Below are 24,052 nucleotides of genomic sequence, written 5' to 3'. Positions count from 1 at the left end.
ATTTATTAAACTAGTTTTTTGAATTTTGTCTGAATGATTTTTATCATCCACAATGCGATTGCAGCTTCAACCAGCATAAATATTATGTATGAATAAAGATTTGAACTTATTTTGTTGCTTATATCCGTATAGAATAAAAATATGGAAAATCCATTGGCAAAAGCATGAAGAATGACTGGCGCCATTATGCTCTGGTATTTCTCATATACAAACACCAAAAGCATTCCCAGAATGAATGCATATATTCCCTGAAGCAAATTCATATGATATATTCCGAATATTATTGAGGATATCACAGCTGCCGCCCTTCTTCCGGAATAACGGGACATACGCCCATACACCAGGCCTCTGAAAAGAATTTCTTCCAGAACCGGCACAATGATAGCTAAAGTCAGAATCTCCATGAAAATGTTTCCGCCAAAAAGTGTATTCTGAACCTCTGCATAATTTCCAAACAAATTATCTATTGGAAGCAGAGAAAGCAATCGGCTCAAGGAAACGCTTGCCATCATCCCAAGTAGAGCCGCATAACCAAAACTAATATTGACTTTTTGCATTTCTACATCTATCTGGATATTTTTTCTGTACTTGACAAAATAAAGCAATAATGTCGCAATTGCAGCTACGCACGTTATCAGAAGCGACTGATTCAACACCGCATCCTGAACTGCTTTTGAAAATTCTGAATAATTATCCGCCGTCAGGATCTTTCCCTGATCCGTGAACGCAGATAGCCGGCTGCTGATGTATATAAAAGAAAATACATAAGTAGCCAGAACATTAACTAAAAAATAATATATGGGAGGCGAAATAACCTTCCAGAATTTTCTGATATCCGTCTCATAGTACATCTTTCATATCCCCTTTTTTGATAACATTACTAGTATAAAAGCAATGCCATCTTTTGTCAATCCATCCTTCTTTGCTTGATTTTAAGCATTTCCGATGCTATAATCGTTAAATCTGTATCAAAATCCACATTCCGGAGGTGTGTAATGAACAACGCATCCAACCGCTCCGATTTCAGGGACGGGTTCTTTAAGGGACTTCCCATTGCGCTCGGATACATACCTGTATCCTTCACGTTTGGGTTTATGGCGGTCAGCAACGGTCTACCCGTATGGATGACTGTTCTGATATCCATGTCAAACCTGACCAGTTCCGGGCAATTTGCCGGTACAAATCTGATTCTGGCAGGAGCAGGCTATTTAGAAATCACTATAACCACCTTTATAATAAATATCCGATACATGCTGATGTCTCTGGCTTTATCCCAAAAATTGGAGCCAGCTGTACGCCTGGCAGACCGCCTTATCCTTGCATTTGGTATAACGGATGAAACCTTCGCTGTGTCGTCCATGGAAAACGGAACTATTTCCAAACGCTTTTTCTACGGCCTCATCTCTGCCCCCTATTTCGGATGGGCTCTCGGCACTTTTGCCGGAGCGACAGCCTCCGGAGTACTTCCAAAGGAACTTGGAGGAGCGATGGGAATTGCTCTGTACGCTATGTTCATAGCCCTGATAATTCCCCCTGCCGCTAAATCCCGTCCGGTTCTTACCGTTGTTTTAGCTGCAGTTGCAATCAGCTGTATAATCCGGTATATACCATTTTTCAGTTTTATTTCGACAGGTTTCCGTGTCATTCTTGCGACGCTTGGCGCGGCTGCACTTGGTGCCCTGTTTTTTCCACAGGAGGAAGATGTATCATGACAAAACCCATCATCGCTATATTTCTTATGGCTGCCGTTACGTATCTGCCCCGTGTTCTGCCGATAGCCATCCTCAAGAAAAATATAAGTTCCAGATATATCCGGTCCTTTTTACACTTTATGCCCTATGCAGTTCTTGCATCGCTGACTTTTCCGGACATATTTTATTCAACCACCCAGACTGCAAGCGCCATGTTCGGAACTCTGGCCGCACTTACGTTGGCATATTTCAACAAAAGCCTTGTCGTTGTTGCATTAGGTGCAATCCTGGCAGTCTTCCTGTTTGAATCAATTCATCTCTTGTGATTTTCATCTTATTGTAATACAATTGCCTTAGAATGCATCGTATATAAAAGGAGGAAACTACTTGAGCCAGGAGAAGGTCGACCATCACAAAACAGAAAAAATAAACAGAAAAAAAATTCTCAAAAGACAGAAACGCATTAAGCTCTTGAAGAGAGTCATATTTACCATTATCGTCCTCGCCATTATCGCTTTTTTGGTCTGGTCCGTTTACGATTATCTTGCATAGAAAAGAGGCTGCAAAATGTGCAGCCTCTTTTCATCTTCACTTCATACGACTTACATCCTGTCAGGAGCCTCAAAACCCAGCAGATTAATACATTGTTCCAGAATCTCTTTCACAAGCACTATCAGCCTGACATAACTCATCTGTCTTTCTATATCCTCTTGCGCAAGAATGTTTGTCTCATGATAGAATTTATTAAACGCATTGGCAAGATCAAATACATAAGCACAGAGTCTGTGGGGAGCCAGCTCCTCGTAGGCACTTTCTATTACTTCATTATATTTCAGCAGTTCAAGCATAAGATTTTTTTCCTGAATCTGTTCTGCAGGCAGAATATCTGCAGCTTTAGCGGCTGATTCCGGAAATCTTTCTTTGTATTTCTCCAATATGGACTTTATTCGAACAATAGTATAAAGGATATAAGGTCCGGTGTTTCCCTCAAAGGATGTGAAACGGTCTATGTCAAACACGTAATCCTTCGTTGCCTGATTAGATAAGTCACCATATTTCAAGGCAGACAAACCGACAATCTCTGCCACCCGCCTGGCCTCCTCTTCTGTCTCAACCCTGTTTTCCATTATCTTATTATAAACTGCCTCGTTTATGCTGGTAATAAGATCCTCCAGCCGCATTACGCCGCCATCCCTCGTCTTGAAGGGTTTGCCATCCTTCCCATTCATGGTTCCAAAACCGATAAAAGTGAAGCGTGTCTTATCATCCACCAGCTTTGTTTTTTTTGCGCATCTGAAAATCTGCTCGAAATACAAACCCTGTCTTTTATCCACAACATAAATGATATGGTTGGGATCAAAGAGTTTTTTTCTTTCAACAATCGTTGCCAGATCTGTGGTATTGTACAGTGTTGCTCCATCTGATTTTATTATCATGCAAGGAGGAATTTCCTTGTTGTCTGTCTCTTCTTTGACATCCACCACGAGTGCACCGTCGCTCACTCTGGTATACCCTTCCCTTTTCATATACTCCACCATTTCGGGAATATACGGCTGCGCATCGCTTTCCTTTTTCCATTCTTCAAAATGAACATCCAGATTGTCATAATTCACTTTCAGATCAGCAACCGACACATTCAGGATGTGACGCCAGAGGGCAAAATATCCCCTTCGTCCACTCTGCAGTTCATAGGTGGCTACTCTGGCAGCATCCTTAAAGGTTTCATCCGTCTTTGATTTCGCGTTGGCAGCCGGATAGATTTCCTCCAGCTCCCCAATGGTAAAGGGTGCTTCCTGAGGATATTCCCCTTCGAAATTCTCGTCAAAATACGGGAGCTTAGGTTGCCTTTCCTTAAGTTCCGTAATTATAAGTCCCATCTGCAAGCCCCAATCACCAAGATGCACATCCCCAATGACATCGTGTCCCATGAATTTGCAGATCCTTTTAATGCTTTCACCGATAATGGCGGAGCGAAGATGTCCGACATGCAGGGGTTTTGCAATGTTAGCTCCGCCATAATCAATAATTATCTTAAGCTTTTCCTCGCTTTTGTCCATTCCTCTGTCGGGTTCATCCTTCATGGAATTGACATATTCTGAAACAAAGCCTTCATGAAGAATAATATTGATAAAGCCCGGATTCACCACATTGATTTCTTTGAAAACCGTCTTATCCGTCAGCTTTTCAACAACACTGGATGCGATTTCAAAGGGGGCTTTTTTGTATTGTTTCGCAGCTGGCATCGACCCGTTGCATTGGTATTCACATAAGTCAGGTCTGTTGGAAATCGTTACTCCAGCATATTTGCTGTCATATCCGCTTTCTTCAAAGGCCTTCGATATCTTTTCTTCCAGTAAATCTATAATTTTTTTCATTTCTTACTCCGTTCCGAATCCCTTTAAATGTTTTTGCCATTTTGGATCAACATTTTCCTGGCTGTATCAAGGGAGTCCTGACCCTCTTTATTCTTAATCGGTGCAAATTCCTCTTCCCTGACAACCTCATACACAAGACAGTCATCCATCAGGTTGATCATGTCCAGTACCAGAGTCTCGAATTTATAGCCATTAGGCACATCAGGTCTTACCTGTGTTCCACTCTCATCTATGTAAGGAATCTTTTTTTCAACAATATGAACCGGAAGATTTTTGTTCACCTTATCATCAAGGTCCTTCAGCCGGAATAAATAATTAAGGATAACTCCGTAATTATAGGCTGGATTTCCGGAAGGATCTTTTTCGGAAATCATTTCAGGCGTCAATTCATAGTATTCCACGATAGAGGGCTTACCGTTTTCCTTGCACATGACCCCGACCTTTTCGTCCGGATATGCTTTCTTTATAACCTTGGAGCCGCAGGGGTAACCGGATTCAACGGTCGCTCCCACAAAATACGGATCTGCCATTTTCTGTAAAACATTATCTACCGAAAAAACGTTCAGCCATTCTATGCCGGAACACTCTTTCCGGTCAAGTATTCCATATTTTTTCAGAGAAGTGAACCATCCTCCATTTCCATTCGGTGAAACGGCAATTTTTCCCTTTTCCTCCAGGTAGATTTTCCCTTCAAAATCTACAGCAGGTGTCATCTCCTGTATAAAGAAGGTCACGTAATCCCTGTTGTAGCCAAAATATTCATTTTCTTCAAAGAAAGAAACAGTATCATCATTATTTATATCGCTTGTCATGACAAAAAGATGAATCCAGGTTCCTCCGGTGGCCCTTACTGTCTCCATAAGGTTCTCTATAAGGATCTCAAAGAGGTACAGTTCTCTGTCAATGCCCACGTTCAGGGTTCCCTTGGGCTTATCAAATCCCAGCCTTGTTCCCTGCCCCCCTGCAAGAAGCACACATGCCACTCTGCCTTCCTGGATAGTGTGTAAACCGGTCTGATAATACTTCACCCTGTTTGGTGCTATTTCATCTATTTTCAGTGCCTCGATTGGCTCTATTTTCCCTTTTTTATGTTCGGAATTACTTTTTACCAATGACAGAATCCCAAAATCTATCTCTTCAATCTGTTTCAGGAGCTTTTCCTTCTGCTCCTTCCCTAGTTCCTCGTAAAACCTCAGCAAATGCTGCTGTCCATAATCTTCCAGTTTTTGAATCATGGCCATTCTCCTCAAAAGAGCCGGGGATTTAACCCAGCTCCAGTTTTTATAAATATATATCTAAATCATCATCGTCGAATGAGTCATTCTCATATTGCTTGTTCCAATCAATATTGTTAACCCGCTTAGGCTTTACCTGAGGTTTAACACTTTTGACATCCTTACGATAATTATCAGTTTTTTTCTTCTGGACAGCCTTTTTTTCCTTCTCGAGCCTTGTTATAATGTCCATTTTGGCAATCTGCTGTTCTTTGCTTTTTGTATCCTTTGTTGCAGGTGTCTTTGATCTGTTATCCTTGGAATTGCCGTAATCGCTATCCTTATCTTTATCGTAAGGATTCCCGTAGCTTTTTTTCCGATAGTCTGATCTCTGATAATCCGATCTTTGACCATCCGGTTTCTGATATGGCGGTCTCTGACCATCTGGCCTTTGATATGGCGGTCTCTGCCCGTCAGTCCTCGGTCCGTCGTTCCTCTGGTATGGCGGTCTCTGTCCGTCGGTTCTTGGTCCGTCGTTCCTCTGATACGGCGGTCTCTGTCCGTCGGTTCTTGGTCCGTCGTTCCTCTGATACGGCGGTCTCTGTCCGTCAGTCCTCGGTCCGTCGTTCCTCTGATACGGCGGTCTCTGTCCGTCGGTTCTTGGTCCATCGTTCCTCTGATACGTCGGCCTCTGTCCGTCGGTCCTTGGTCCGTCATTTCTTTGATACGGCGGCCTCTGTCCATCGGTTCTTGGTCCGTCATTCCTCTGGTATGGCGTCCTTTGTCCATCAGGTTTATGGTAGTCTGTTTTCTGACCATCCGGTTTGCGATAATCCGGTTTTTTGTACTCTCCGGGTTTTCCATCCGCTGATCCGGGGTTTCTGTTATATGAGTTGTTATTATTCCTGTAATCTTTCCTCTCTTCCATATTCCTGTTATCATTGTCTTTACTACGGCCGTCTCCAGCATTCCCTGTAACCACTCAATTACTCCTTTCTAAATTTGAAGCTATATAGTGATATTTTAAAGCATTTTGGCGTAAAGTCAATGTTTTTTTAGCTTTACTTGTGTAAAAAGCTTGTCAAAATTATTAAAAGGGGTAAAATATAATTAAAACCATATTTATAGGAGAAAATTTTATGAACAAAGGATTGATTCATATATACTGCGGAAACGGAAAAGGAAAGACCACTGCCTCCATCGGATTATGTGTACGGGCAGCCGGAAGTGGACTGAGGGTCCTGGTTGCACGTTTTTTAAAAAACAACAAGTCTGGCGAACTCAGTATACTCAATCAGATTCCGAATGTATTTATTATGCCTTTCGACAAAGATTACGGGTTCACTTTTAAAATGTCCGAGGAAACGAAAAAGGAGGCTAAAATCGCGTATACCAATCTGCTTATAGATTCTTTCGAAAAAGCGAACACAGAAGAATATGATTTGCTGATCATGGATGAAATCATCGCTACGAACAACCATGGCTTTGTGGATGACGAGCTGCTGCTGGGCCTGCTGAGAAACAGACATCCCGGGCTGGAGGTTGTCATGACAGGCCGCAATCCCTCCGACGCCTTGATTGAGCTGGCCGATTATGTTTCGGAAATCAAAAAAATCAAGCATCCATTCGACATGGGAATTCCTGCAAGAAAAGGTATTGAAATATAAGTGATATTCTGATAAAGTCAGTATATAAATATTTTGAAACGAAAAGGAGACCTAATGGATAAAGATAAGAATTGCGGATGCGACTGCGGATGCGGTTGTGATGAAGAATTTGAAACTACGTTAACCCTCTCTCTGGATGATGGTACCGATGTCGAATGTGGCGTTTTGTCAATTTTCCCTGCCGGAGAAAAAGAATATATTGCTCTTGTTCCACTGGCAGAAGCAGATGACGAAGATGGCGAAGTATTCCTCTACAGATATGAGGAAACAGAAGATGGAGAGCCCAAATTATCCAATATCGAGGATGATGAGGAATATGAAATCGTTGCCGATGCTTTCGATGAGATGCTTGACGAAATGGAATACGATGAAATGGACGAAGATACAGACGAAGAAGAATAGCAAATATTTTCGGACGGCACCCCAGGTGCCGTCCGTTTTTATTTTATTCGTATTATATTATTTGAAACTGCATATTTTGCGTCAAACAGAAGGGGTTTTTGCAAGCCGGGAAACTGTACCTTCAATTTTCCTTCTGAATATTGCTCAATAATTCCTTCGCCGTACTTGGCATGTATTATATATCTTCCAGGTATAAGTTCTGCAAAATCGCAGATCATTTCCCCTACAAACCGGGAAACCTTCATTTCTTTGTTATGGATCTCTTTCGGCGAGTAAATATGAAGGCAGTCCTTTGTCCTGGTGACAGCTACATAAAACAGTCTCCTTTCCTCTTCCAATTCCTCCTCCGAGACAGCTTTTCGGTACGGAGTAATCCCCTCTACTGCATCTGGAATGAAAACAGCCTCGAATTCGAGCCCTTTGGCAGAATGCATGGTCGAAATCTGGACATAATTCTTTTTTTCCCTGGAATTCCCCTGCTTTTTTAAAAGTTCTTCCGAATATTTCCTTATATGTTCAAACCAGGCATCAAAGGTATTAAATTCCTTGGCGCCCTCTTGAATTTCTTCCAGCACATCAAACAATTCCTCTTCGTTGATACGCCTTTGTGCGGCATATTCCCGGAGGTATTCATCGTATCCGATACCCTTCCTGATGTAGTTTATTGCAGAAAACGGATTCATTCCAGAAAGCATCTGCAGATCCCGCTCCAGTTTTTCAATCCGATCCTGCATCCAGATCTTATCAGAATAAGAATTTTTCAAACCAGCAAATGATATGATTTTTTCATTCAGAATCGCTCTGGATACGAAACGATTCGGCCTGTTAATGATTTTCAGGAACATTTCCCTGCTTCTGTCTCCAAGTGCAAGTCTGATATAGGCAATCATACTCTGGGATATCCAGTGTCTGAATAGATTTGGAAGCGTGTCCTTGACATAGAAAGGGATGTTATATTCCATAAGCTTTTCAATGAGCTTTCCTGCACCGATATTGGTCCGGTATAATACAGCGATCTGTCCAGGTTCCATGCCATCTTCCATGTACTTCCGGATTTTTTCCGTAATGAAGAGATTTTCTTCCTTCTGCCCCGGAAAATTCCGTATATCAATATAGCCTCCCTCTTCCCTGACGGCTATAATCTGTTTCTCATACCTGGACCTGTTATTTTTAATCAGATTCAGAGATGCTTTTACGATCCTTTTCAGTGAACGGTAATTGATATCCAGAAAAACCTTTTTTGCATCCGGGTAATCTTTACCGAAATTCAGCATAATTTCAGGCTTTGAGCCTCTGAACCGATAAACAGACTGGTCATCATCACCCACTGCAAATATATTGTCGTTTCCGGATGCTATCATCTTGATGATATCATATTGGATTTTATTGATGTCCTGAAACTCGTCTATAAGGATATATGTGTATTTTTTCTGCCAAATTGCCAGGATGTCTTTCCTTTCCTTTAACAATTCATAACATATCAGCAGAATATCATCGAAATCAATCCGATTAATGGATTGAAGCTGGCTCTCATACTCGCCGTAAATTTTTCTGAACACATCATCGGAACAGCTTTGAGAATAATAATGATCCAGGCTGATTCTTTCACCTTTGATGAGGCTGATTTCTGAAATAATACTGGAAATCAAATCGTTTTCATCTTCTGTCTCTATTCCCTGCTGAATGATGATTTCTCTCAAATACTGTTTTTTCTGCTCTTCCTGCAGAATATTGGCAGACGAAAAGTTATACGCATGCTTTATGATATTAAAATAAATGGCATGAAAGGTTCCGAATGTGACCGCCGGGTACAGGCCGTCCGTGATTTTTCGGAATCGGTCCTTCATCTGGTCTGCTGCCGCCCTCGTGAATGTGATCACAAGAATATTGGATGGATTGAGGCCGTACCTTTCTATTAAATTCTGGATCCTGGCAGTAATGACAGATGTCTTACCTGAACCGGGCCCTGCTGCTACCAGCATAGGCCCGGTGTTATGGCTGACTGCGAGAGTCTGCGATTGATTTAGATTCATGCTATTTTTCCTGGCTCAATTTTTCAATTCCAATCCGGACCCTTTGCAGAGATTCTTCTTTTCCAAGAATCTCCATTATTTCGTACGCGCCTCCCGGTGTCGACTGTTTGCCGGAAACCGCTGTCCGCAGGGGCCATAATACGATTCCATTTTTAACACCCTTAACTGAAATAAAGTCCATAATCAGATCGTGAAGGCTTGACACGGTGTAATCCTCATGTTTCTCAAGCACAGGAAGCAGCTCCTCCAAAATCGCAAGAGCGATTTCCGGGTTTGTCTTCATTTTCTTATGGGTATACATTTCAATATCATAATCTGGAAGATCATCTAGGAAATCCACCATTTCTCTGATGTCAGGGAGTACTTCAATTCTTGTCTTAACCAGATCAAGAATTTTCCCCGAATCAAGGTCTTTGTGTATGGCTTCTTTCAAAACCGGTTCTGCCATTTCATAAAATCTTTTATTGTCCATAGCTTTGATATATTCGCCATTCATCCATTTTAATTTGACTATATCAAATACCGCCGGCGATTTACTGATATTGTGGTAATTGAAATCCCTGGCCAATTCTTCCAGTGAGAAAATTTCCCGGTTATCCTCAGGGCTCCAGCCTAGCATGGCCACATAATTAACTATCGCTTCGCTTAAAAATCCCTGTTCAATCAGATCTTCAAAGGAAGAATGTCCGCTTCTTTTGCTCAGTTTTTTGTGGTCTGAATCGGTAATCAACGGAAGGTGAATATATACCGGAACTTCCCAGCCGAATGCTGCGTACAGACGGTTGTATTTCGGGGATGAGGAAAGATATTCGTTTCCCCTTACAACGTGGGTGATCTTCATCAGGTGGTCATCCACCACATTGGCAAAATTATATGTGGGATAGCCATCCGATTTCATAAGGACCATATCATCCAGTTCGGAATTGTCCACGGAAATCTCTCCGTATATCTCATCTACAAATGTAGTCTGGCCCTCTCTCGGATTGTTCTGCCTGATGACGAATGGAATCCCTTTGTCCAGGTTTGACGCAGCTTCTTCTTTGGTAAGTCCCAGGCAGTGTTTATCATAAATGGATATCTCCTTGCCTTCAATGACCTGTTTAAGGCTGTCCAGTCTTTCACGGTCACAGAAGCAATAGTATGCCTCTCCCTTTTCCACAAGCATCTTGGCATACTCCATGTACATGCCGGTTGCCTGCCTCTCACTCTGAACATAGGGGCCACTCCCCCCGTCCTTATCCGGTCCCTCATCGTGTTCAAGACCGGCCAATGACAATGTATTATAAATAATCTCCAATGCGCCTTCCACATAGCGCTCCTGGTCTGTATCTTCAATCCTGAGTATGAAATCTCCGCCTTCATGCTTGGCAATGAGATATTCATATAAGGCCGTCCTTAAATTTCCGACATGCATCTTCCCTGTGGGACTTGGTGCAAATCTGGTTCTTATCTTTTTATCCATTCTTTACGCCTCTTTCTGAATATTCGAAAAATCTTATGTATTATATACCAATCAGACATCTATTTCAAGTTCGGAATCTGTTACATTCCCGGCCACTTGACTTTGATGACTTTAAAAACCGAATCCACTATGAAAATCGCCATTGCAATTGCCCCTGCTGTCATGAATGTATAGACCATTTCCACCACGGCATCCAGAATCAGTCCATCCATGAAGTTAGATACACTCTGATACATTCCCATACCCGGCACCAGCGGAAGTATGCCCGCAATCAGAAAAACCGTTACAGGAGCTTTATATACCCTGGCCTGGACATGTGAGAGCGCCGCAATCAGGAAAGCGGCCGCAAAGGTGGAAACAACGACCGAATAACCGGAGATTTCATTCAAAACGATAAATACGGTTCTTCCCAGTGCACTGATAATACTCATATGCAGGAAATATTTCTTGGGTACCTCGAATATGATGCCAAACCCGAAGGCCACGAAGAAAGAAATCAGTATCTCTACCAGTATGTCTATTGTCATGAGATTTAATTCCCCCCGAATATCAAAAGTCCAACAGCGACTCCGATTGAGATTGCCACGGCCTTCACAAAAGCTTCCAGTGTCCTGGCCCCTCCGGATATGTAATCTCCCATCAGGGTATCCCTAACCGCGTTTGTAATCGCAACACCTGGTACCATAGGCATTATTGTCCCCGTTATGATTGTGTTTACTGCAAAAACATGTCCGCTCCATCTGTCCGTCAGAAGGATCAGAATGGTTGCCAAAGCAATTCCGACTACATTTCCGACGAAAGAATTGATTCCCGTCTTGCGGGCGAGGTAGGTTATGGCTGAAAGCAGAATACCAGCCGCAAGACCAAGAACGCAATCGATATAATCTCCTCCCAGAAGAAGCGGAAAAAATGCCGGAAGTATGGCAATACAAATGTTTGAAAGCGCAGGCCTGAACTGACGTATCTGGTGGATACGGCAAAGCTCCTCATAGGCTGTCTCCAAATCCATTTCACCGGCACAAAGTTTTCTGGAAACATCATTTACGAGATAGATACGATTCAGAAAAATCGCCCGTATTCTTGTATCCTGAACCACAGTCATCGCATCCATCGAGCTGTCGGCTATGGATGCAATAATGCTTCCGGACAAAACGACGGCCTGCGCATGCTCCAACCCGCTGATGCGGAGGATCCTGGTGACTGTATCCTCAACCCGGTAAGTTTCTCCCCCGCTCTCCAGCATTATCTGACCCGCCAATACCGCCGTTTTTAATAAAAGTCTGTACTGCATTTTTATGGCCCTCATTTTTTTATGTAAGCATCCGTAAATAAGTGATATACTAAAGAAAACACTTTATTAGGGAGAGCGTATGGGCAGCAATCCGGCAACTCTGAGTTTTCTGAGTATCATAGTAATCCTGTCCGGCCTGATGATTGGCAACCAGTCGCCGGACATAAAATACTTGGCTGTATTCCTTTGCCTAATCTATTCCATCTATGGCACATATAAGCGAGGCGCCGCTTCTATTCGGGCGCTGCTGATTCCTTCTGCCCTTTTCCTGGCTTTTATGGCTGATTATTATCTTTTGTATACCCGCCAGGGCGGTGCGGGAATCATCCTTTTCATTTTGGTTCAGTCCTGCTATTTTCTGTACATCCATCCGGTAAAAAGGATTTTGCCCGTGATGGCGTATCTGCTGCTCTTGTCCCTGGCCGCGGAAAGATTCTTCATTTCTCCAGCCGGCCCTGTAATTATCCTGTCCATCGTTTATGGAACTATGTCTGTCTTCAATATAGCAGGTTATATTGGCACGTTCATATATCGGCAGAATATACCTGGAAAGAAGCTTCTCCTTGCCGGAATCCTTCTTCTGTTCTTCTGCGACATTCACGTTGCCCTATGGAATCTGAACAGCTATATCTCATTCGATAATAACTTTTTCGAAACCTGGTCCGGAATATCCGGGAGCATCATCTGGCTCCTGTATCTTCCCTCCGTTGTCTGTGTTGCTTTGAGTTCAAACCCTCCAGACATGCCTAAAGTTTGATAAACTTAGCTACTGTCTTATAAATGATAAATGTAACCAGGCCGTTAATTCCTGCCTTGATCAAATTGAACGGTAGAATAATCGGCAGAATCATAGTTTTTATGACATCAACAGGGACACCATAGAAAATCGGGGTCAGAATCAGGTTCGCGACACACATCATGACAGCCATTGCAACGGTTCCACAGACAAGTGCCAGGATAGTGCCGTTTCTTTTTTTGTTGCGTTTGTAAATATTTCCTGCAACAACAACATAGGTTCCTGTCGCCAGGATATGCATGAGAATCCCATAAATCCCGCTTGCTGCGCTGACCGTCAATCCCTGGATTAAAGACGCGACAATAGTAATCATAATTCCTGCCATCGGTCCAAATGCAAAGGTTCCAATCAGAATCGGGATATCCGCCGGATCATATTCCAGATATGCGGCCGCCGGAAATATCGGAAAATGAATCAGGGCCACCAGGATGATTGAAATGGCGGTAAGAGCTGCCATAAAGGTAAGTTTTTTTGCTGACATATTAGTTCTCCATCCTTTTATTTCAATTTTTTTGTACAAGCTATGGCCAGAGATCCATGACCGATGTGACAGGCTACACTGAGGGAAACCGGTGACATATGTATAGGATATCCAGGAAACTCATCCTCAATTTCTGCCTTCCAATCCCACGCCTCTTCCTCGTTGCCGGCATATGCAGCCATGATGTTCATATCCCTGTTCTCAAAAGCCTCCGCATATTTTGCATTCATTTCCTCGCGAATTGCCTTAATCATCAATTTTCGGGCCTGGCTCTTTCCCCTGGAACTGGAAAATTCATCCAGCTTATCCCCACGTATTTGAAGGATCGGTTTGACCTCCAGGACTGTTCCAATGGCGTCTACTGTCGGTGTAATCCTCCCGCCCTTCTTTAAATACTTGAGTGTTTCAACTGTAACAAATATACAGGACTCGTCTTTATGGTCTTCCAGCTTCTGCTTAATATGCAGGGCGCTCATACCTTTTCTTGCCATCGCCAATGCCTCTAGTACAGACTGTCGCTGTGTTATGGAAATCCTTCTGTTGTCAACGACGGTTACTTTTCCTTCATATTTACCGGCCAGCATCCGGGCGGTTTCATATGCTTCGCTCAGCCCAGCAGACATGGGGATGTACACCAGCTCATCATGTCTTTTCAGAACCTTGTTCCACAATTTTAATATTGCCTCCTGGGATGGCTGTGAGGTAGATACGTCCGAATCCCCCTCCAGTTTCAGGTAAAACTCATCTTGTGTCAGGTTGATTCCCTCAAAATACAATTTTCCACCAATATAAAACGGCATTGGCAATACTTCAATTCCAAGAATATTTGCCTGGTTTTGTGTGATTCCACTGTTGCTGTCAGTAGCCACTGCAATTTTTTTCATTATCTTTCTTCCTTTGCTTTTTTAAGATTGTTTCCGGATGGTCCCAAACGGCCTTCACTACTATACCAAAAGATACCTCGCTTGTATATGCAAGAAAATCTGATGCATCTGGGCAGATGGGGCTATCGTATTTCCATTATAATCTGCACCTGTCATCTTATGCAATGTTTTTTTATATTAAGAAAAGCATCTGATGAGTGATATGTTTTTCATCAGATGCTCTCTATGGCATTTATTGACCTCTTTTGTTTGTGACGCTTAATCTTGACATTGCACGGGCTAGTGCAGCTTTGGACTGGTGATACTCCATTTTACTGAGCTTCAGACTCAACCGTTCTTCCGCCCTTTGTTTAGCTTCTTCCGCCCTTCGTATATCAATATCTTCAGGGCGTTCCGCGGTATCCACCAGCAGTATGACTTTATTATCCATTACCTCTGCCATTCCGCTGCTGACAACTGCCTTATGCCATTCTCCGTCAACTTTAAACCTTATTTCACCTATATTGACTGCGACGACCATCGGCCAATGGTCGGCTAAGATACCCACTAATCCATTGATAGATGGAAGAATAATTTCTTCTGAATCTCCTTTATAAAAGGTTTTATCGCTAGCCAAAATTTCCAATTGAAATTTCTTCATAAGCGTTCCTCCATTTACTCTGCTGTATCCGATTTGCCCTCTGCCTTTTTGATTACGTCATCGATGGTTCCGACATTAAAGAACGCCCATTCAGGGTATTCATCCATTTCACCATTTATTATTGCTTTAAATCCTCTTATCGTTTCTTTTAAAGGCACATAAGTTCCAGGTACACCCGTGAAGTTCTCGGCAACATGAAATGGTTGTGATAAAAACTTCTGGATTTTTCTGGCACGATAAACAGTCTGTTTATCTTCTTCGTCCAATTCTTCCATTCCCAGAATTGCAATAATATCCTGTAATTCCTTGTATTTCTGAAGAATTTCCTGGGCTCTTCTCGCTGTATCATAATGCTCTTCGCCAACGATATCCGCTTCCAGAATTCTCGAATTCGATTCAAGGGGATCCACTGCAGGATAGATACCCTGCTCCACAATTTTTCTGGATAAAACCGTTGTTGCATCCAGATGGATAAAGGTTGTTGCCGGAGCCGGATCTGTCAAGTCATCTGCAGGTACATATACTGCCTGTACCGAGGTGATCGATCCATTCTTCGTTGATGCAATTCTTTCCTGGAGTTCACCGACTTCTGTAGCCAATGTCGGCTGATATCCAACAGCTGACGGCATCCGTCCGAGCAATGCTGAAACCTCAGAACCGGCCTGCACATACCGGAATATATTATCAATGAAGAGCAGAACATCCTGATGCTCCTCATCCCGAAAATATTCAGCCATCGTTAGTCCTGTCTGGGCGACTCTCATTCGGGCTCCAGGCGGCTCATTCATCTGTCCGAAAATCAGGGCCGTTTTGTCAATTACACCCGACTCTTTCATCTCCGACCACAAATCATACCCTTCACGTGAACGTTCTCCGACACCAGTAAAGATGGAATATCCACCATGCTCGGTAGCAATATTCCGGATTAATTCCTGAATCATAACGGTCTTACCAACACCGGCTCCTCCGAACAATCCGACCTTGCCGCCCTTTGCATAGGGAGCAATCAAATCAATAACCTTGATTCCCGTTTCCAAAATTTCAACAACCGGACTTTGATCCTTAAAATCAGGAGCCTTCCTGTGTATTTCCCATTTTTCGCTATCTGTTATCGGTTCTCCATTATCTATAGTCTGTCCAAGCACATTAAACAACCGTCCAATGGTCTGCTTGCCTACTGGTACGCTTATCCCTGCACCCGTAGCTTTTACTTCCAACCCTTTTGACAAACCTTCACTTGAAGCCAGCATAATGCAGCGCACTGTGTTATTGCCGACATGCTGGGCAACTTCCATAACACCTGTTTTACCATGGTTTTCCACTTCTAAGGCTTCTTTGATAGCAGGAATATCATCTTCAAACTGCACATCGACTACAGGACCTAAAACCTGCACTATCATACCTTTATTCATGTTCCGCTCCTTCTCTACTTCTTATTCTTCAATGCTCTTGCTCCGCCAACAATCTCTGTGATTTCCTGGGTAATAGCGGCCTGTCTGACACGGTTATATTCAATGCGAAGCTCTCTAAGCATTTCCTTCGCATTGTCTGTGGAGGCCTGCATCGCTGTCATTCGAGCATTCTGCTCGCTCGAATATGACTCTACCAATGCGCCCAAAACAATTCCCAGTACATAGTCAGGTACAATCTGTGTCAGGACTTCTTCCGGTGAAGGATCGAATTCAACCAGCGCCTGATAGCCATCATGGGCCTGGTCACTAAAACTTCCCTTTTTTAGCGGGAGAAGCTGAAGCACTTCTGGTTCTTCCTTCATCGAGCCCACCATCTTTGTATAAATAATGTGTATTTCATCAATCTGCTTGTTATCGTAGGCGCTCATTATTTTTCTAGACATGACTCTTGCTCTTTGAATATTGGGATTATTGGCAGAGTAATTGAATTTTCTGTCGATATTGACATCCTTTTTATCAAAGTAACGTCTTCCGACTTCACCGACAATAAACAGTACGTCGTCAGTGCCTTGAGCCAATTTCTCTTCAGCAATTTTTATAATATTATGATTATATGCTCCGGCCAGTCCTTTGTCCGCCGTAACAACAATAAATCCCCGCTTTTTCTCAGATTGATTGTTTTCTTTTCCGGAATCAAAATAGGGGTGGGTCATATTTGGTACATGATCTAAAATCTTGGCAATTGTATCCTGAAGCGCCTGAAAGAAAGGCAGTGTATCACTAAGGCTTTTCCTGGCTTTTTTCAATTTTGATGAAGAGATAAGATACATCGCATTCGTAATCTTCATGGTATCTTCAATACTTTTTATTCTGGATAAAACCTCTTTTGAATTAGCCATTCTCTCACCTACTTTTATATTCCATAGTTATGCCTAATATCTTTTGAACAAGTTCATCGGAAAGCACCTTCTTTGTCTCAATTTCTGTGATGACTTCAGAATGCTTTTCATTTATATATTCAATAAGATTCTTCACAAACATGTTTTGCTCATTTACTTCGAGGTCAACAAGCATTTTATTTGAAGCAATGCAAAGCGTGATTATCTGTTCGGACAGACTCTTCGGATGATATAACGGCTGTTTCAAGAGTTCCATGAGCGAACGACCATATTTCAGCTGATCCTTAGTTGTTTCGTCCAAATCGGAGCTGAACTGCGTGAAGATTTCCATCTCCCGGAACTGAGCCAGGTCGATACGAAGGCTTCCTGCCGCTTTTTTCATGGCCTTTGTCTGTGCAGCACCACCTACTCGTGATACAGACAAACCAACGTTGACAGCGGGACGAAATCCTGAGAAGAACAGATTGCTTTCCAGGAATATCTGTCCATCCGTGATAGAAATAACATTTGTCGGAATGTATGCAGCAACATCGCCTGCCAAAGTCTCAATAATTGGAAGCGAAGTAATCGAACCGCCACCATGTGCCTCGTCCAGACGACATGAACGTTCCAGCAATCTGGAGTGCAGATAGAAAACATCTCCCGGATATGCTTCACGTCCTGGCGAACGTTCCAGCAGAAGGGACAGTGCCCTGTATGCAACCGCATGTTTTGATAAATCATCATAAACAACCAGCACATCTTTCCCTTTTTCCATAAAGTATTCAGCCATCGAAGTTCCCGCGTACGGAGCGAGGTACTGAAGTGAAGCGAGATTGTCAGCTGTGGCTGCAACAACTATGGAATATTCCATGGCACCATATTTCTTTAATATGCCAGTAACTTTGGCAACTGTAGAAGCCTTTTGTCCAATGGCCACATAAATACATACCACATCGTTGCCTTTTTGATTTAATATCGTGTCTATCGCTAAAGATGTTTTGCCCGTCTGTCTGTCTCCGATTATTAATTCTCTTTGTCCTCTTCCGATAGGAAACATGGCGTCGATGGAAAGGATTCCTGTTGCCATAGGCACATTTACAGTCTGTCTTTCAATGATTCCTGGTGCTTCGTTTTCAATGGTTCTGTATTCGCTGGACTCAATAGGACCCTCTCCGTCGATTGGTTCTCCTAAAGCATTGACGACCCTGCCGAGCATCGCGTCTCCAACAGGCACGCTTGCACGTTCTTTCGTTCTGAATGCTCGAGATCCTTGTCCCAAATCCTTGTCGGAACCAAGCAGAATACAACCCACTTCATTTGTCCTTAAGTCCTGAACCATTGCTTTTTCGCCATTCTCGAACGTTACTATTTCACCGTACATGGCATTGTTCAATCCAAAAACCGTAGCAATTCCATCTCCGATATACGTGACGATACCACTCTCTTCAACCTGCATTTTTGTATCAAAATTTTCAACGCACTCTTTAAGAACGGAAACCACCTCTTCAGCAGTAATTGCTTTCTCTTTTTTCAGAGCCTCTTTTAATCCCTGTCTCATTTTTTCGAAATTAGACTGGATATTTTTAATGTAGACTTTGTCCCCCACCTGTAGAATATTTCCACCGATCAGATTTTTGTTTTCTTTCAGCTCAAGAACCACCTCATCAGCATTGTATTCGGCGGCGACAAATTCTTTCACTTTACGAATTTCTTCTTCAGAGGGCAGTATGGCATAGGTTAATTCTGCATCAGCAATATTATTATTGCGTTTGAATTCTTTATCATATGCTTCATATACTTCATGGATATTCGAAAACATATCCTCTTTAGCCAACAACTTAAGAAACTCCCTCATTGTTGCAGGAAACAGCTTATCAATCACTTCATCTTTTTCAGATAGTTTTACGGCCGGACTGCTCAGGCAATCAAGCAAGTCCGTATTATCCTGCAGCAATTTATAACTTCCTACAACGTCCGTTTCTTCCGCAGCCTGCTCAAATAACATTTTTCCATATATTGCTGATTTTTCTTTCATTTGTTTATGCACCAGCTTTCATCAGTAATTCTTTTAGCAATTTTCTGCTCTTTTCTTCATCAATGCTCTCTTCGGAAGCTTTCATAGCTATTGCAGCCGCAATATCTACAATCGAACTCTGCATTTTTTCAAATTCGGATTTCTTTTGCATTTCGATATTTTTCCCAGCTGTCTCCATGATTCTGGCCGCTTCCAATTTTGCCTCAGCAAGAATTCTTTCATATTCCTTCTGCGCTTTTTCCCGTGATTCATTAATCAATTCATCAGACTTTACTTTAGACACATTAAGCTCGTATTCATATTTTTCTTGTAAAGCAAATGCAGAAGCCTCTTTTTCTTCTGCACTCGACAGAGAATCATCAATTAAAGACTTCCTTTTTTCAATCACAGCCAATAAAGGCTTGAATAAAAATTTTTTAAGTATAAGAAACAATATGATCAAATCGATAATCGTCCAAAGAAAGGTCAAATCTAATGATAACATATGCTATCACCTCTCTTTTCTATTTTACGAATAATATCAACAAGGCAATAACAAGTCCATAAATCGCAGTTGTCTCAGCTAATGCTGCACCAATGATTAACAATTTCATTATTTTGCTTTCTGCTTCCGGCTGTCTGGCTATGGCTTCAACGGCCTTTGAGGTTGCAATACCGATACCGATACCTGCTCCACCTGCTCCTATAATTGCTAAACCTGCTCCTATCGTAACTAATTCTGGCATAATTTTTCTCCTTTCAAATTAAGAACATCATTCCATGGCTTCATGAATATATAGTGAAGTCAACAGACAAAAAACGTAGGCTTGAATAAGCCCGTCAAAAATATCAAAATAAACACTGAGTGGGATGGGAATAATAACAGGTATAAGCAATTTGACCAGCTCCATTACGGTAAACCCACCAAACATATTCCCAAATAGACGCATGCACAAAGTCAATGGCCTGATAACGATTTCCAAAAGATTAATCGGCAACATGAATGGCATAGGCTCCAAAAAACTCTTTGCATAACCCTTGAATTTTTTCCCCTTAATTCCTGCATAAATAATCAAAACAATACTCATTACAGCAAGCGCTGCCGTGACATTTAAATCCTTTGTCGGTGGCACCATGCCAAAAAGCCCGCTGATATTTGCGCAAACAACAAAAATCATGACTGACGACAGCCAGGGAACGTATCTTTTCCCTTTTTCTCCCAACATACCTTCAAAAAAATCGAAAAGAAATCCAATCACTACCTCTAATGTTAATTGGATCTTACTCGTCGGCTGAACCTTCAGGTTCTTGGTTAGGCAAACGGATGCCACCAGCAAAATAGCCATAATAATCCAGGTATTCATAACTGATTCCGGAACCGGAATGCCACCAAACACAGGAATCGTGAAACTGACCTTATTTTGAAGTTCTTCCACCAGCCGTTCCGCGAAACTCATACTTAAATCACTTCCTTCCTGCAACTATTTATTTCAGCCGTGAACCTTCAGCTAAATATTTCTCAGTATAGTCCTGGATTTTTTATTTGTCAACACTTTTTAATAGGAAGAAACACTCTTAATAATATCTTTATATTTAAAAAAAAAACGGCAGAATGCTTCTTTCTATATACCTTCATCCGATTCTGCATCCAATTTGGTTTAGTGGTTTTAATTGGATGCAGAATCGGATGCATTTTCGGTACACTGCCCGTCATAAAGTCCACTCCCAGGATGATCTACAGGGAGTGGACTTTATGACACCAAATTTAACGAAGGCAGCTCCGCATACCAGATAAAATTCGATTACTACAATACCACCGACATAATTGAATTCGTAATTTCCAAGTCGATCCATTCGTGCTGCATAAATACCATTAGAGCGCAAAGAACCTGCCAACGAATTTCTTCATTGGCAGGTTCTTTGTTTATGATGCAGTCTGGTTTATTTTTTTGCGTCTGCCTGCTTGATTGCAGCCTGTGCTGCTGCTAATCTGGCAATAGGAACACGGAATGGAGAGCAGCTTACATAGTCTAATCCAACCTGGTGGCAGAATTCGACTGAAGATGGGTCTCCGCCATGTTCTCCGCAGATTCCCAGTTTGATTTCCGGTCTTCCCTTACGTCCTCTTTCAACAGCTATCTGAACAAGCTGACCAACACCGCTTTGATCCAGTCTTGCAAATGGGTCTGATTCATAAATCTTATTCTTATAGTAAGCATCCAAAAATTTTCCGGCGTCATCGCGGGAGAATCCGAATGTCATCTGTGTTAAGTCATTCGTTCCAAAGGAGAAGAATTCAGCTTCCGCGGCAATTTCATCGGCAAGCAGTGCAGCACGTGGTATTTCAATCATTGTACCGATCATGTATTTAATGTCTGAACCTTTTTCCTGCTTAACGGTTTCTGCTGTTTCAACGACTATATCCTTAACAAATTTCAATTCTTTTCTTTCACCAACTAAAGGAATCATGATTTCAGGAACAATGTTAAGGCCTTTTTCAGCGTTGACCTCAATAGCAGCTTCCATAACTGCCCTGGTCTGCATTTTTGCAATTTCCGGATAGGTAACCGCTAAACGGCATCCTCTATGGCCCATCATCGGATTAAATTCATGGAGAGACTCACATGTTTCTTTAACCTCTTCTGGCGTGATCCCCATATCCTCAGCTAACGCAATAATATCTTCTTCTTCTGTAGGAAGAAATTCATGCAACGGAGGATCCAGGAAACGGATAGTAACAGGATGTCCTTCCATAACTTCATAGATGGCTTTAAAGTCACCCTTTTGGTATGGAATCAGCTCGTTAAGAGCTTCCTCTCTGTCTTCTACTGTTTTAGAGAGAATCATTCTTCTGATTTTCGGAATTCTTTCTGGTTCAAAGAACATATGCTCTGTACGGCAAAGACCAATACCTTCAGCCCCTAATTTAATTGCATTTTCAGCATCTGATGGAGTGTCAGCGTTAGTTCTTACCTTTAATTTTCTATATTTGTCAGCCCAATCCATAAGTCTGTGGAAGTTGCCGCTTATAGATGCTTCCGTTGTCTGAATATCGCCTAAATAAATATCGCCTGTCGATCCATCAAGAGAAATATAATCTCCTTCTTTAATAACCTCACCGCCAAGTTCAAAATACTTATCCGCTTCATCAATTTTAATTTCACCGCATCCTGAAACACAGGCAGTTCCCATGCCACGGGCAACTACCGCTGCATGCGAAGTCATACCTCCACGGACAGTCAGGATACCTTCAGCTGCGCTCATTCCCTCAATATCTTCAGGAGATGTTTCTTTACGCACAAGAATAACCCGTTCGCCGGCATCATTATGATTTTTAGCATCTTCCGCAGTAAAGTACACACGGCCAGCCGCTGCGCCTGGGGATGCAGGAAGGGCAGATCCCAGTACCTTGCCAGCTTTTAATGCTTCTGTATCAAAAGTAGGATGGAGCAGCTGATCTAAGGCTTTCGCATCAATTCTCAATACCGCTGTCTTTTCATCGATCTTGCCTTCATCCACCAGGTCACAGGCAATGTGAATAGCTGCATGAGCTGTTCTCTTACCATTACGTGTCTGCAAGAAAAATAATCTACCTTCCTGAATGGTAAATTCCATATCCTGCATGTCTTTATAATGCTCTTCAAGTTTGTTTGCGATTTTCATAAATTCCGCAAAACATTCTGGAAGATCTTTTTCTAACTGAGTAATTGGCTGCGGAGTTCTGATACCAGCAACAACGTCTTCACCTTGTGCATTAATTAAGTACTCACCAAAAATACCCTTTTCTCCAGTTGATGGATTACGTGTAAACGCAACGCCTGTACCGGATGTATTGCCCATGTTGCCAAATACCATTGCCTGAACACTTACAGCTGTACCCCAGTTTCCAGGAATATCATTCATTCTTCTATATACAATGGCACGTGGGTTATCCCATGAACGGAATACAGCTTTTACCGCTTCCATTAACTGATCTACAGGATTTTGTGGAAAATCTGTGCCCAATTCTTTTTTATATAAATCTTTAAATTTCACAATGACATCTTTCAAATCGTCTGCGTCAAGGTCTGTATCATCATGCACACCTTTAGCTTCTTTAATGCCTTCTAAAACTTTTTCGAATTTTGATTTGCTAACTTCCATAACAACATCTGAAAACATTTGAATAAATCTTCTATAAGAATCATATGCGAATCTTGCATTTCCAGTTTTTTTCGCAAAACCTTCAACAGATTCGTCATTTAAGCCCAAATTTAAGATTGTATCCATCATTCCAGGCATGGATGCTCTTGCTCCAGAACGAACTGATACTAATAAAGGATCATCAACATTACCGAATTCTTTACCCTGCTGTTCTTCCAAAACTTTTAATGCATCAAAAATTTGTCCTTTGATTTCGTCAGAAATCTGTTTTCCTTTGTCGTAATAATCTGTACACGCTTCTGTGGTAACCGTAAAGCCCTGTGGTATTGGCAACCCTAAGTTTGTCATTTCGGCAAGATTAGCGCCTTTTCCACCAAGAAGGTTTTTCATATCTGCATTTCCTTCTTTGAACAAATAAACCCATTTAGCCACTTTAATTTCCCTCCTGTTGGTAATAAAATTATTATATTTTATCCGTTTAATTAATAGCGTGATTAGGATTGTAGCACAGGAAAACTTTATAGTCAATAAAGTTTTCCTGTTAAAATGTTGTCATATTCAATTTTCGGTTTTACAATTCTTTTACCAAAAAAAGATTCCCGGCTTACAATCATTCTTGAACAACCATATCCGAAGCCCGGGAATCTATATTTAATTACTGGAGAT

Annotated in this window: 24 protein-coding genes; 6 read left to right on the top strand and 18 right to left on the bottom strand. The window is 42.0% G+C overall.

Annotated elements, in window-relative coordinates; all coding sequences use genetic code 11:
* Positions 1 to 5: 5 nt before the first annotated feature.
* The gene (locus BUA79_RS05765) at positions 6 to 851 is read right to left on the bottom strand and encodes a CPBP family intramembrane glutamic endopeptidase (protein ID WP_073993420.1); all 846 of its coding nucleotides are present in this window, start codon (positions 849 to 851) and stop codon (positions 6 to 8) included.
* A gap of 144 nt (positions 852 to 995) precedes the next feature.
* Between BUA79_RS05765 and BUA79_RS05760 the strand changes: the two genes are divergently transcribed.
* From BUA79_RS05760 to BUA79_RS12485, 3 genes are all read left to right on the top strand, one after another.
* On the top strand, positions 996 to 1,712 hold the full coding sequence (locus BUA79_RS05760; protein WP_073993419.1) for an AzlC family ABC transporter permease: 717 nt from the start codon (positions 996 to 998) through the stop codon (positions 1,710 to 1,712).
* Positions 1,709 to 2,017, top strand: coding sequence for an AzlD domain-containing protein (locus BUA79_RS05755; protein ID WP_073993418.1), 309 nt, complete (start codon positions 1,709 to 1,711; stop codon positions 2,015 to 2,017). Before BUA79_RS05760 ends, BUA79_RS05755 begins: the two co-directional genes overlap by 4 nt.
* Before the next feature lie 61 nt (positions 2,018 to 2,078).
* Positions 2,079 to 2,243: a hypothetical protein gene (locus tag BUA79_RS12485; protein ID WP_178138543.1), complete on the top strand. Its 165-nt coding sequence runs from the start codon at positions 2,079 to 2,081 to the stop codon at positions 2,241 to 2,243.
* Positions 2,244 to 2,293: 50 nt separating this feature from the next.
* On the opposite strand, the gene argS is transcribed toward BUA79_RS12485, so the two are convergent.
* The 3 genes from argS to BUA79_RS05735 are packed head-to-tail and all read right to left on the bottom strand — an operon-like array spanning position 2,294 to position 6,262.
* Complete coding sequence (gene argS / locus BUA79_RS05750) at positions 2,294 to 4,066, bottom strand: arginine--tRNA ligase (RefSeq protein ID WP_073993417.1); 1,773 nt, start codon at positions 4,064 to 4,066, stop codon at positions 2,294 to 2,296.
* 23 nt (positions 4,067 to 4,089) lie between these two features.
* On the bottom strand, positions 4,090 to 5,301 hold the full coding sequence (locus BUA79_RS05745) for a UTP--glucose-1-phosphate uridylyltransferase (RefSeq protein ID WP_073993416.1): 1,212 nt from the start codon (positions 5,299 to 5,301) through the stop codon (positions 4,090 to 4,092).
* 46 nt (positions 5,302 to 5,347) lie between these two features.
* Positions 5,348 to 6,262 carry a hypothetical protein gene (locus BUA79_RS05735; protein ID WP_143147877.1) on the bottom strand — a complete coding sequence of 305 codons (915 nt, stop codon included), beginning with the start codon at positions 6,260 to 6,262 and terminating at the stop codon, positions 5,348 to 5,350.
* Positions 6,263 to 6,419: 157 nt separating this feature from the next.
* On the opposite strand from BUA79_RS05735, the gene BUA79_RS05730 reads away from it, so the two are divergent.
* Together BUA79_RS05730 and BUA79_RS05725 are read left to right on the top strand one after the other, a co-directional pair.
* Positions 6,420 to 6,947 (top strand): cob(I)yrinic acid a,c-diamide adenosyltransferase, encoded by a 528-nt coding sequence (locus BUA79_RS05730; RefSeq protein ID WP_073993413.1) that lies wholly within the window; start codon positions 6,420 to 6,422, stop codon positions 6,945 to 6,947.
* A gap of 54 nt (positions 6,948 to 7,001) precedes the next feature.
* Positions 7,002 to 7,349 carry a DUF1292 domain-containing protein gene (locus BUA79_RS05725; protein ID WP_073993412.1) on the top strand — a complete coding sequence of 116 codons (348 nt, stop codon included), beginning with the start codon at positions 7,002 to 7,004 and terminating at the stop codon, positions 7,347 to 7,349.
* Between the two features lie 38 nt (positions 7,350 to 7,387).
* Here the strand turns inward: BUA79_RS05725 and BUA79_RS05720 are convergent, their stop codons facing one another.
* From BUA79_RS05720 to BUA79_RS05705, 4 genes are all read right to left on the bottom strand, one after another.
* Entirely contained in the window at positions 7,388 to 9,382 is a 1,995-nt protein-coding gene (locus BUA79_RS05720; protein WP_073993411.1) for an ATP-dependent helicase, read from the bottom strand.
* Position 9,383: 1 nt separating this feature from the next.
* On the bottom strand, positions 9,384 to 10,844 hold the full coding sequence (gltX, locus tag BUA79_RS05715) for a glutamate--tRNA ligase (protein ID WP_073993410.1): 1,461 nt from the start codon (positions 10,842 to 10,844) through the stop codon (positions 9,384 to 9,386).
* An 80-nt stretch (positions 10,845 to 10,924) separates the two neighbouring features.
* Positions 10,925 to 11,371 (bottom strand): threonine/serine exporter family protein, encoded by a 447-nt coding sequence (locus BUA79_RS05710; protein WP_073993409.1) that lies wholly within the window; start codon positions 11,369 to 11,371, stop codon positions 10,925 to 10,927.
* Positions 11,372 to 11,376: 5 nt separating this feature from the next.
* Positions 11,377 to 12,135, bottom strand: coding sequence for a threonine/serine exporter family protein (locus BUA79_RS05705; RefSeq protein ID WP_073993408.1), 759 nt, complete (start codon positions 12,133 to 12,135; stop codon positions 11,377 to 11,379).
* Positions 12,136 to 12,214: 79 nt separating this feature from the next.
* Here BUA79_RS05705 and BUA79_RS05700 point away from each other — a divergent pair, with 79 nt between their 5' ends.
* Complete coding sequence (locus tag BUA79_RS05700) at positions 12,215 to 12,892, top strand: hypothetical protein (protein WP_073993407.1); 678 nt, start codon at positions 12,215 to 12,217, stop codon at positions 12,890 to 12,892.
* Here BUA79_RS05700 and BUA79_RS05695 read toward each other — a convergent pair.
* From BUA79_RS05695 to ppdK, 10 genes are all read right to left on the bottom strand, one after another.
* Positions 12,882 to 13,412: an ECF transporter S component gene (locus BUA79_RS05695; protein WP_073993406.1), complete on the bottom strand. Its 531-nt coding sequence runs from the start codon at positions 13,410 to 13,412 to the stop codon at positions 12,882 to 12,884. The two genes, BUA79_RS05700 and BUA79_RS05695, sit on opposite strands and share 11 nt — an antisense overlap.
* 17 nt (positions 13,413 to 13,429) lie before the next feature.
* Entirely contained in the window at positions 13,430 to 14,296 is an 867-nt protein-coding gene (locus BUA79_RS05690; protein ID WP_073993405.1) for a DegV family protein, read from the bottom strand.
* 232 nt (positions 14,297 to 14,528) lie between these two features.
* A complete protein-coding gene (gene atpC / locus BUA79_RS05685) occupies positions 14,529 to 14,936 on the bottom strand; it encodes an ATP synthase F1 subunit epsilon (RefSeq protein WP_073993404.1) in 408 nt (135 codons plus the stop codon).
* Between the two features lie 14 nt (positions 14,937 to 14,950).
* Positions 14,951 to 16,348 (bottom strand): F0F1 ATP synthase subunit beta, encoded by a 1,398-nt coding sequence (gene atpD, locus BUA79_RS05680; protein ID WP_073993403.1) that lies wholly within the window; start codon positions 16,346 to 16,348, stop codon positions 14,951 to 14,953.
* A 14-nt stretch (positions 16,349 to 16,362) separates the two neighbouring features.
* Positions 16,363 to 17,247, bottom strand: coding sequence for an ATP synthase F1 subunit gamma (gene atpG, locus BUA79_RS05675; RefSeq protein WP_073993402.1), 885 nt, complete (start codon positions 17,245 to 17,247; stop codon positions 16,363 to 16,365).
* A 4-nt stretch (positions 17,248 to 17,251) separates the two neighbouring features.
* Complete coding sequence (gene atpA / locus BUA79_RS05670) at positions 17,252 to 19,264, bottom strand: F0F1 ATP synthase subunit alpha (RefSeq protein ID WP_073993401.1); 2,013 nt, start codon at positions 19,262 to 19,264, stop codon at positions 17,252 to 17,254.
* A 4-nt stretch (positions 19,265 to 19,268) separates the two neighbouring features.
* Entirely contained in the window at positions 19,269 to 19,748 is a 480-nt protein-coding gene (gene atpF / locus BUA79_RS05665) for a F0F1 ATP synthase subunit B (protein ID WP_073993400.1), read from the bottom strand.
* A 19-nt stretch (positions 19,749 to 19,767) separates the two neighbouring features.
* Positions 19,768 to 19,989, bottom strand: a complete 222-nt coding sequence (atpE, locus tag BUA79_RS05660; RefSeq protein WP_073993399.1) for an ATP synthase F0 subunit C — start codon at positions 19,987 to 19,989, stop codon at positions 19,768 to 19,770.
* 27 nt (positions 19,990 to 20,016) lie between these two features.
* Positions 20,017 to 20,700, bottom strand: a complete 684-nt coding sequence (locus BUA79_RS05655) for a F0F1 ATP synthase subunit A (protein ID WP_073993398.1) — start codon at positions 20,698 to 20,700, stop codon at positions 20,017 to 20,019.
* Between the two features lie 484 nt (positions 20,701 to 21,184).
* Positions 21,185 to 23,818, bottom strand: coding sequence for a pyruvate, phosphate dikinase (ppdK, locus tag BUA79_RS05650; RefSeq protein ID WP_073993397.1), 2,634 nt, complete (start codon positions 23,816 to 23,818; stop codon positions 21,185 to 21,187).
* Positions 23,819 to 24,052 lie beyond the last annotated feature (234 nt).

Source organism: Parasporobacterium paucivorans DSM 15970 (genome assembly GCF_900141895.1).
In the GTDB taxonomy this organism is placed as follows: domain Bacteria; phylum Bacillota; class Clostridia; order Lachnospirales; family Lachnospiraceae; genus Parasporobacterium; species Parasporobacterium paucivorans.
This window is presented reverse-complemented; position numbering and strand designations above follow the sequence as displayed.

Excerpts from the sequence above, each read along its gene's own strand:
- BUA79_RS05765 (WP_073993420.1), bottom strand. The coding sequence starts at position 851 with ATGTACTATGAGACGGATATCAGAAAATTCTGGAAGGTTATTTCGCCT.
- BUA79_RS05760 (WP_073993419.1), top strand. The coding sequence starts at position 996 with ATGAACAACGCATCCAACCGCTCCGATTTCAGGGACGGGTTCTTTAAG.
- BUA79_RS05755 (WP_073993418.1), top strand. The coding sequence starts at position 1,709 with ATGACAAAACCCATCATCGCTATATTTCTTATGGCTGCCGTTACGTAT.
- argS (WP_073993417.1), bottom strand. The coding sequence starts at position 4,066 with ATGAAAAAAATTATAGATTTACTGGAAGAAAAGATATCGAAGGCCTTT.
- BUA79_RS05745 (WP_073993416.1), bottom strand. The coding sequence starts at position 5,301 with ATGATTCAAAAACTGGAAGATTATGGACAGCAGCATTTGCTGAGGTTT.
- BUA79_RS05730 (WP_073993413.1), top strand. The coding sequence starts at position 6,420 with ATGAACAAAGGATTGATTCATATATACTGCGGAAACGGAAAAGGAAAG.
- BUA79_RS05725 (WP_073993412.1), top strand. The coding sequence starts at position 7,002 with ATGGATAAAGATAAGAATTGCGGATGCGACTGCGGATGCGGTTGTGAT.
- BUA79_RS05720 (WP_073993411.1), bottom strand. The coding sequence starts at position 9,382 with ATGAATCTAAATCAATCGCAGACTCTCGCAGTCAGCCATAACACCGGG.
- gltX (WP_073993410.1), bottom strand. The coding sequence starts at position 10,844 with ATGGATAAAAAGATAAGAACCAGATTTGCACCAAGTCCCACAGGGAAG.
- BUA79_RS05710 (WP_073993409.1), bottom strand. The coding sequence starts at position 11,371 with ATGACAATAGACATACTGGTAGAGATACTGATTTCTTTCTTCGTGGCC.
- BUA79_RS05705 (WP_073993408.1), bottom strand. The coding sequence starts at position 12,135 with ATGCAGTACAGACTTTTATTAAAAACGGCGGTATTGGCGGGTCAGATA.
- BUA79_RS05700 (WP_073993407.1), top strand. The coding sequence starts at position 12,215 with ATGGGCAGCAATCCGGCAACTCTGAGTTTTCTGAGTATCATAGTAATC.
- BUA79_RS05695 (WP_073993406.1), bottom strand. The coding sequence starts at position 13,412 with ATGTCAGCAAAAAAACTTACCTTTATGGCAGCTCTTACCGCCATTTCA.
- BUA79_RS05690 (WP_073993405.1), bottom strand. The coding sequence starts at position 14,296 with ATGAAAAAAATTGCAGTGGCTACTGACAGCAACAGTGGAATCACACAA.
- atpC (WP_073993404.1), bottom strand. The coding sequence starts at position 14,936 with ATGAAGAAATTTCAATTGGAAATTTTGGCTAGCGATAAAACCTTTTAT.
- atpD (WP_073993403.1), bottom strand. The coding sequence starts at position 16,348 with ATGAATAAAGGTATGATAGTGCAGGTTTTAGGTCCTGTAGTCGATGTG.
- atpG (WP_073993402.1), bottom strand. The coding sequence starts at position 17,247 with ATGGCTAATTCAAAAGAGGTTTTATCCAGAATAAAAAGTATTGAAGAT.
- atpA (WP_073993401.1), bottom strand. The coding sequence starts at position 19,264 with ATGAAAGAAAAATCAGCAATATATGGAAAAATGTTATTTGAGCAGGCT.
- atpF (WP_073993400.1), bottom strand. The coding sequence starts at position 19,748 with ATGTTATCATTAGATTTGACCTTTCTTTGGACGATTATCGATTTGATC.
- atpE (WP_073993399.1), bottom strand. The coding sequence starts at position 19,989 with ATGCCAGAATTAGTTACGATAGGAGCAGGTTTAGCAATTATAGGAGCA.
- BUA79_RS05655 (WP_073993398.1), bottom strand. The coding sequence starts at position 20,700 with ATGAGTTTCGCGGAACGGCTGGTGGAAGAACTTCAAAATAAGGTCAGT.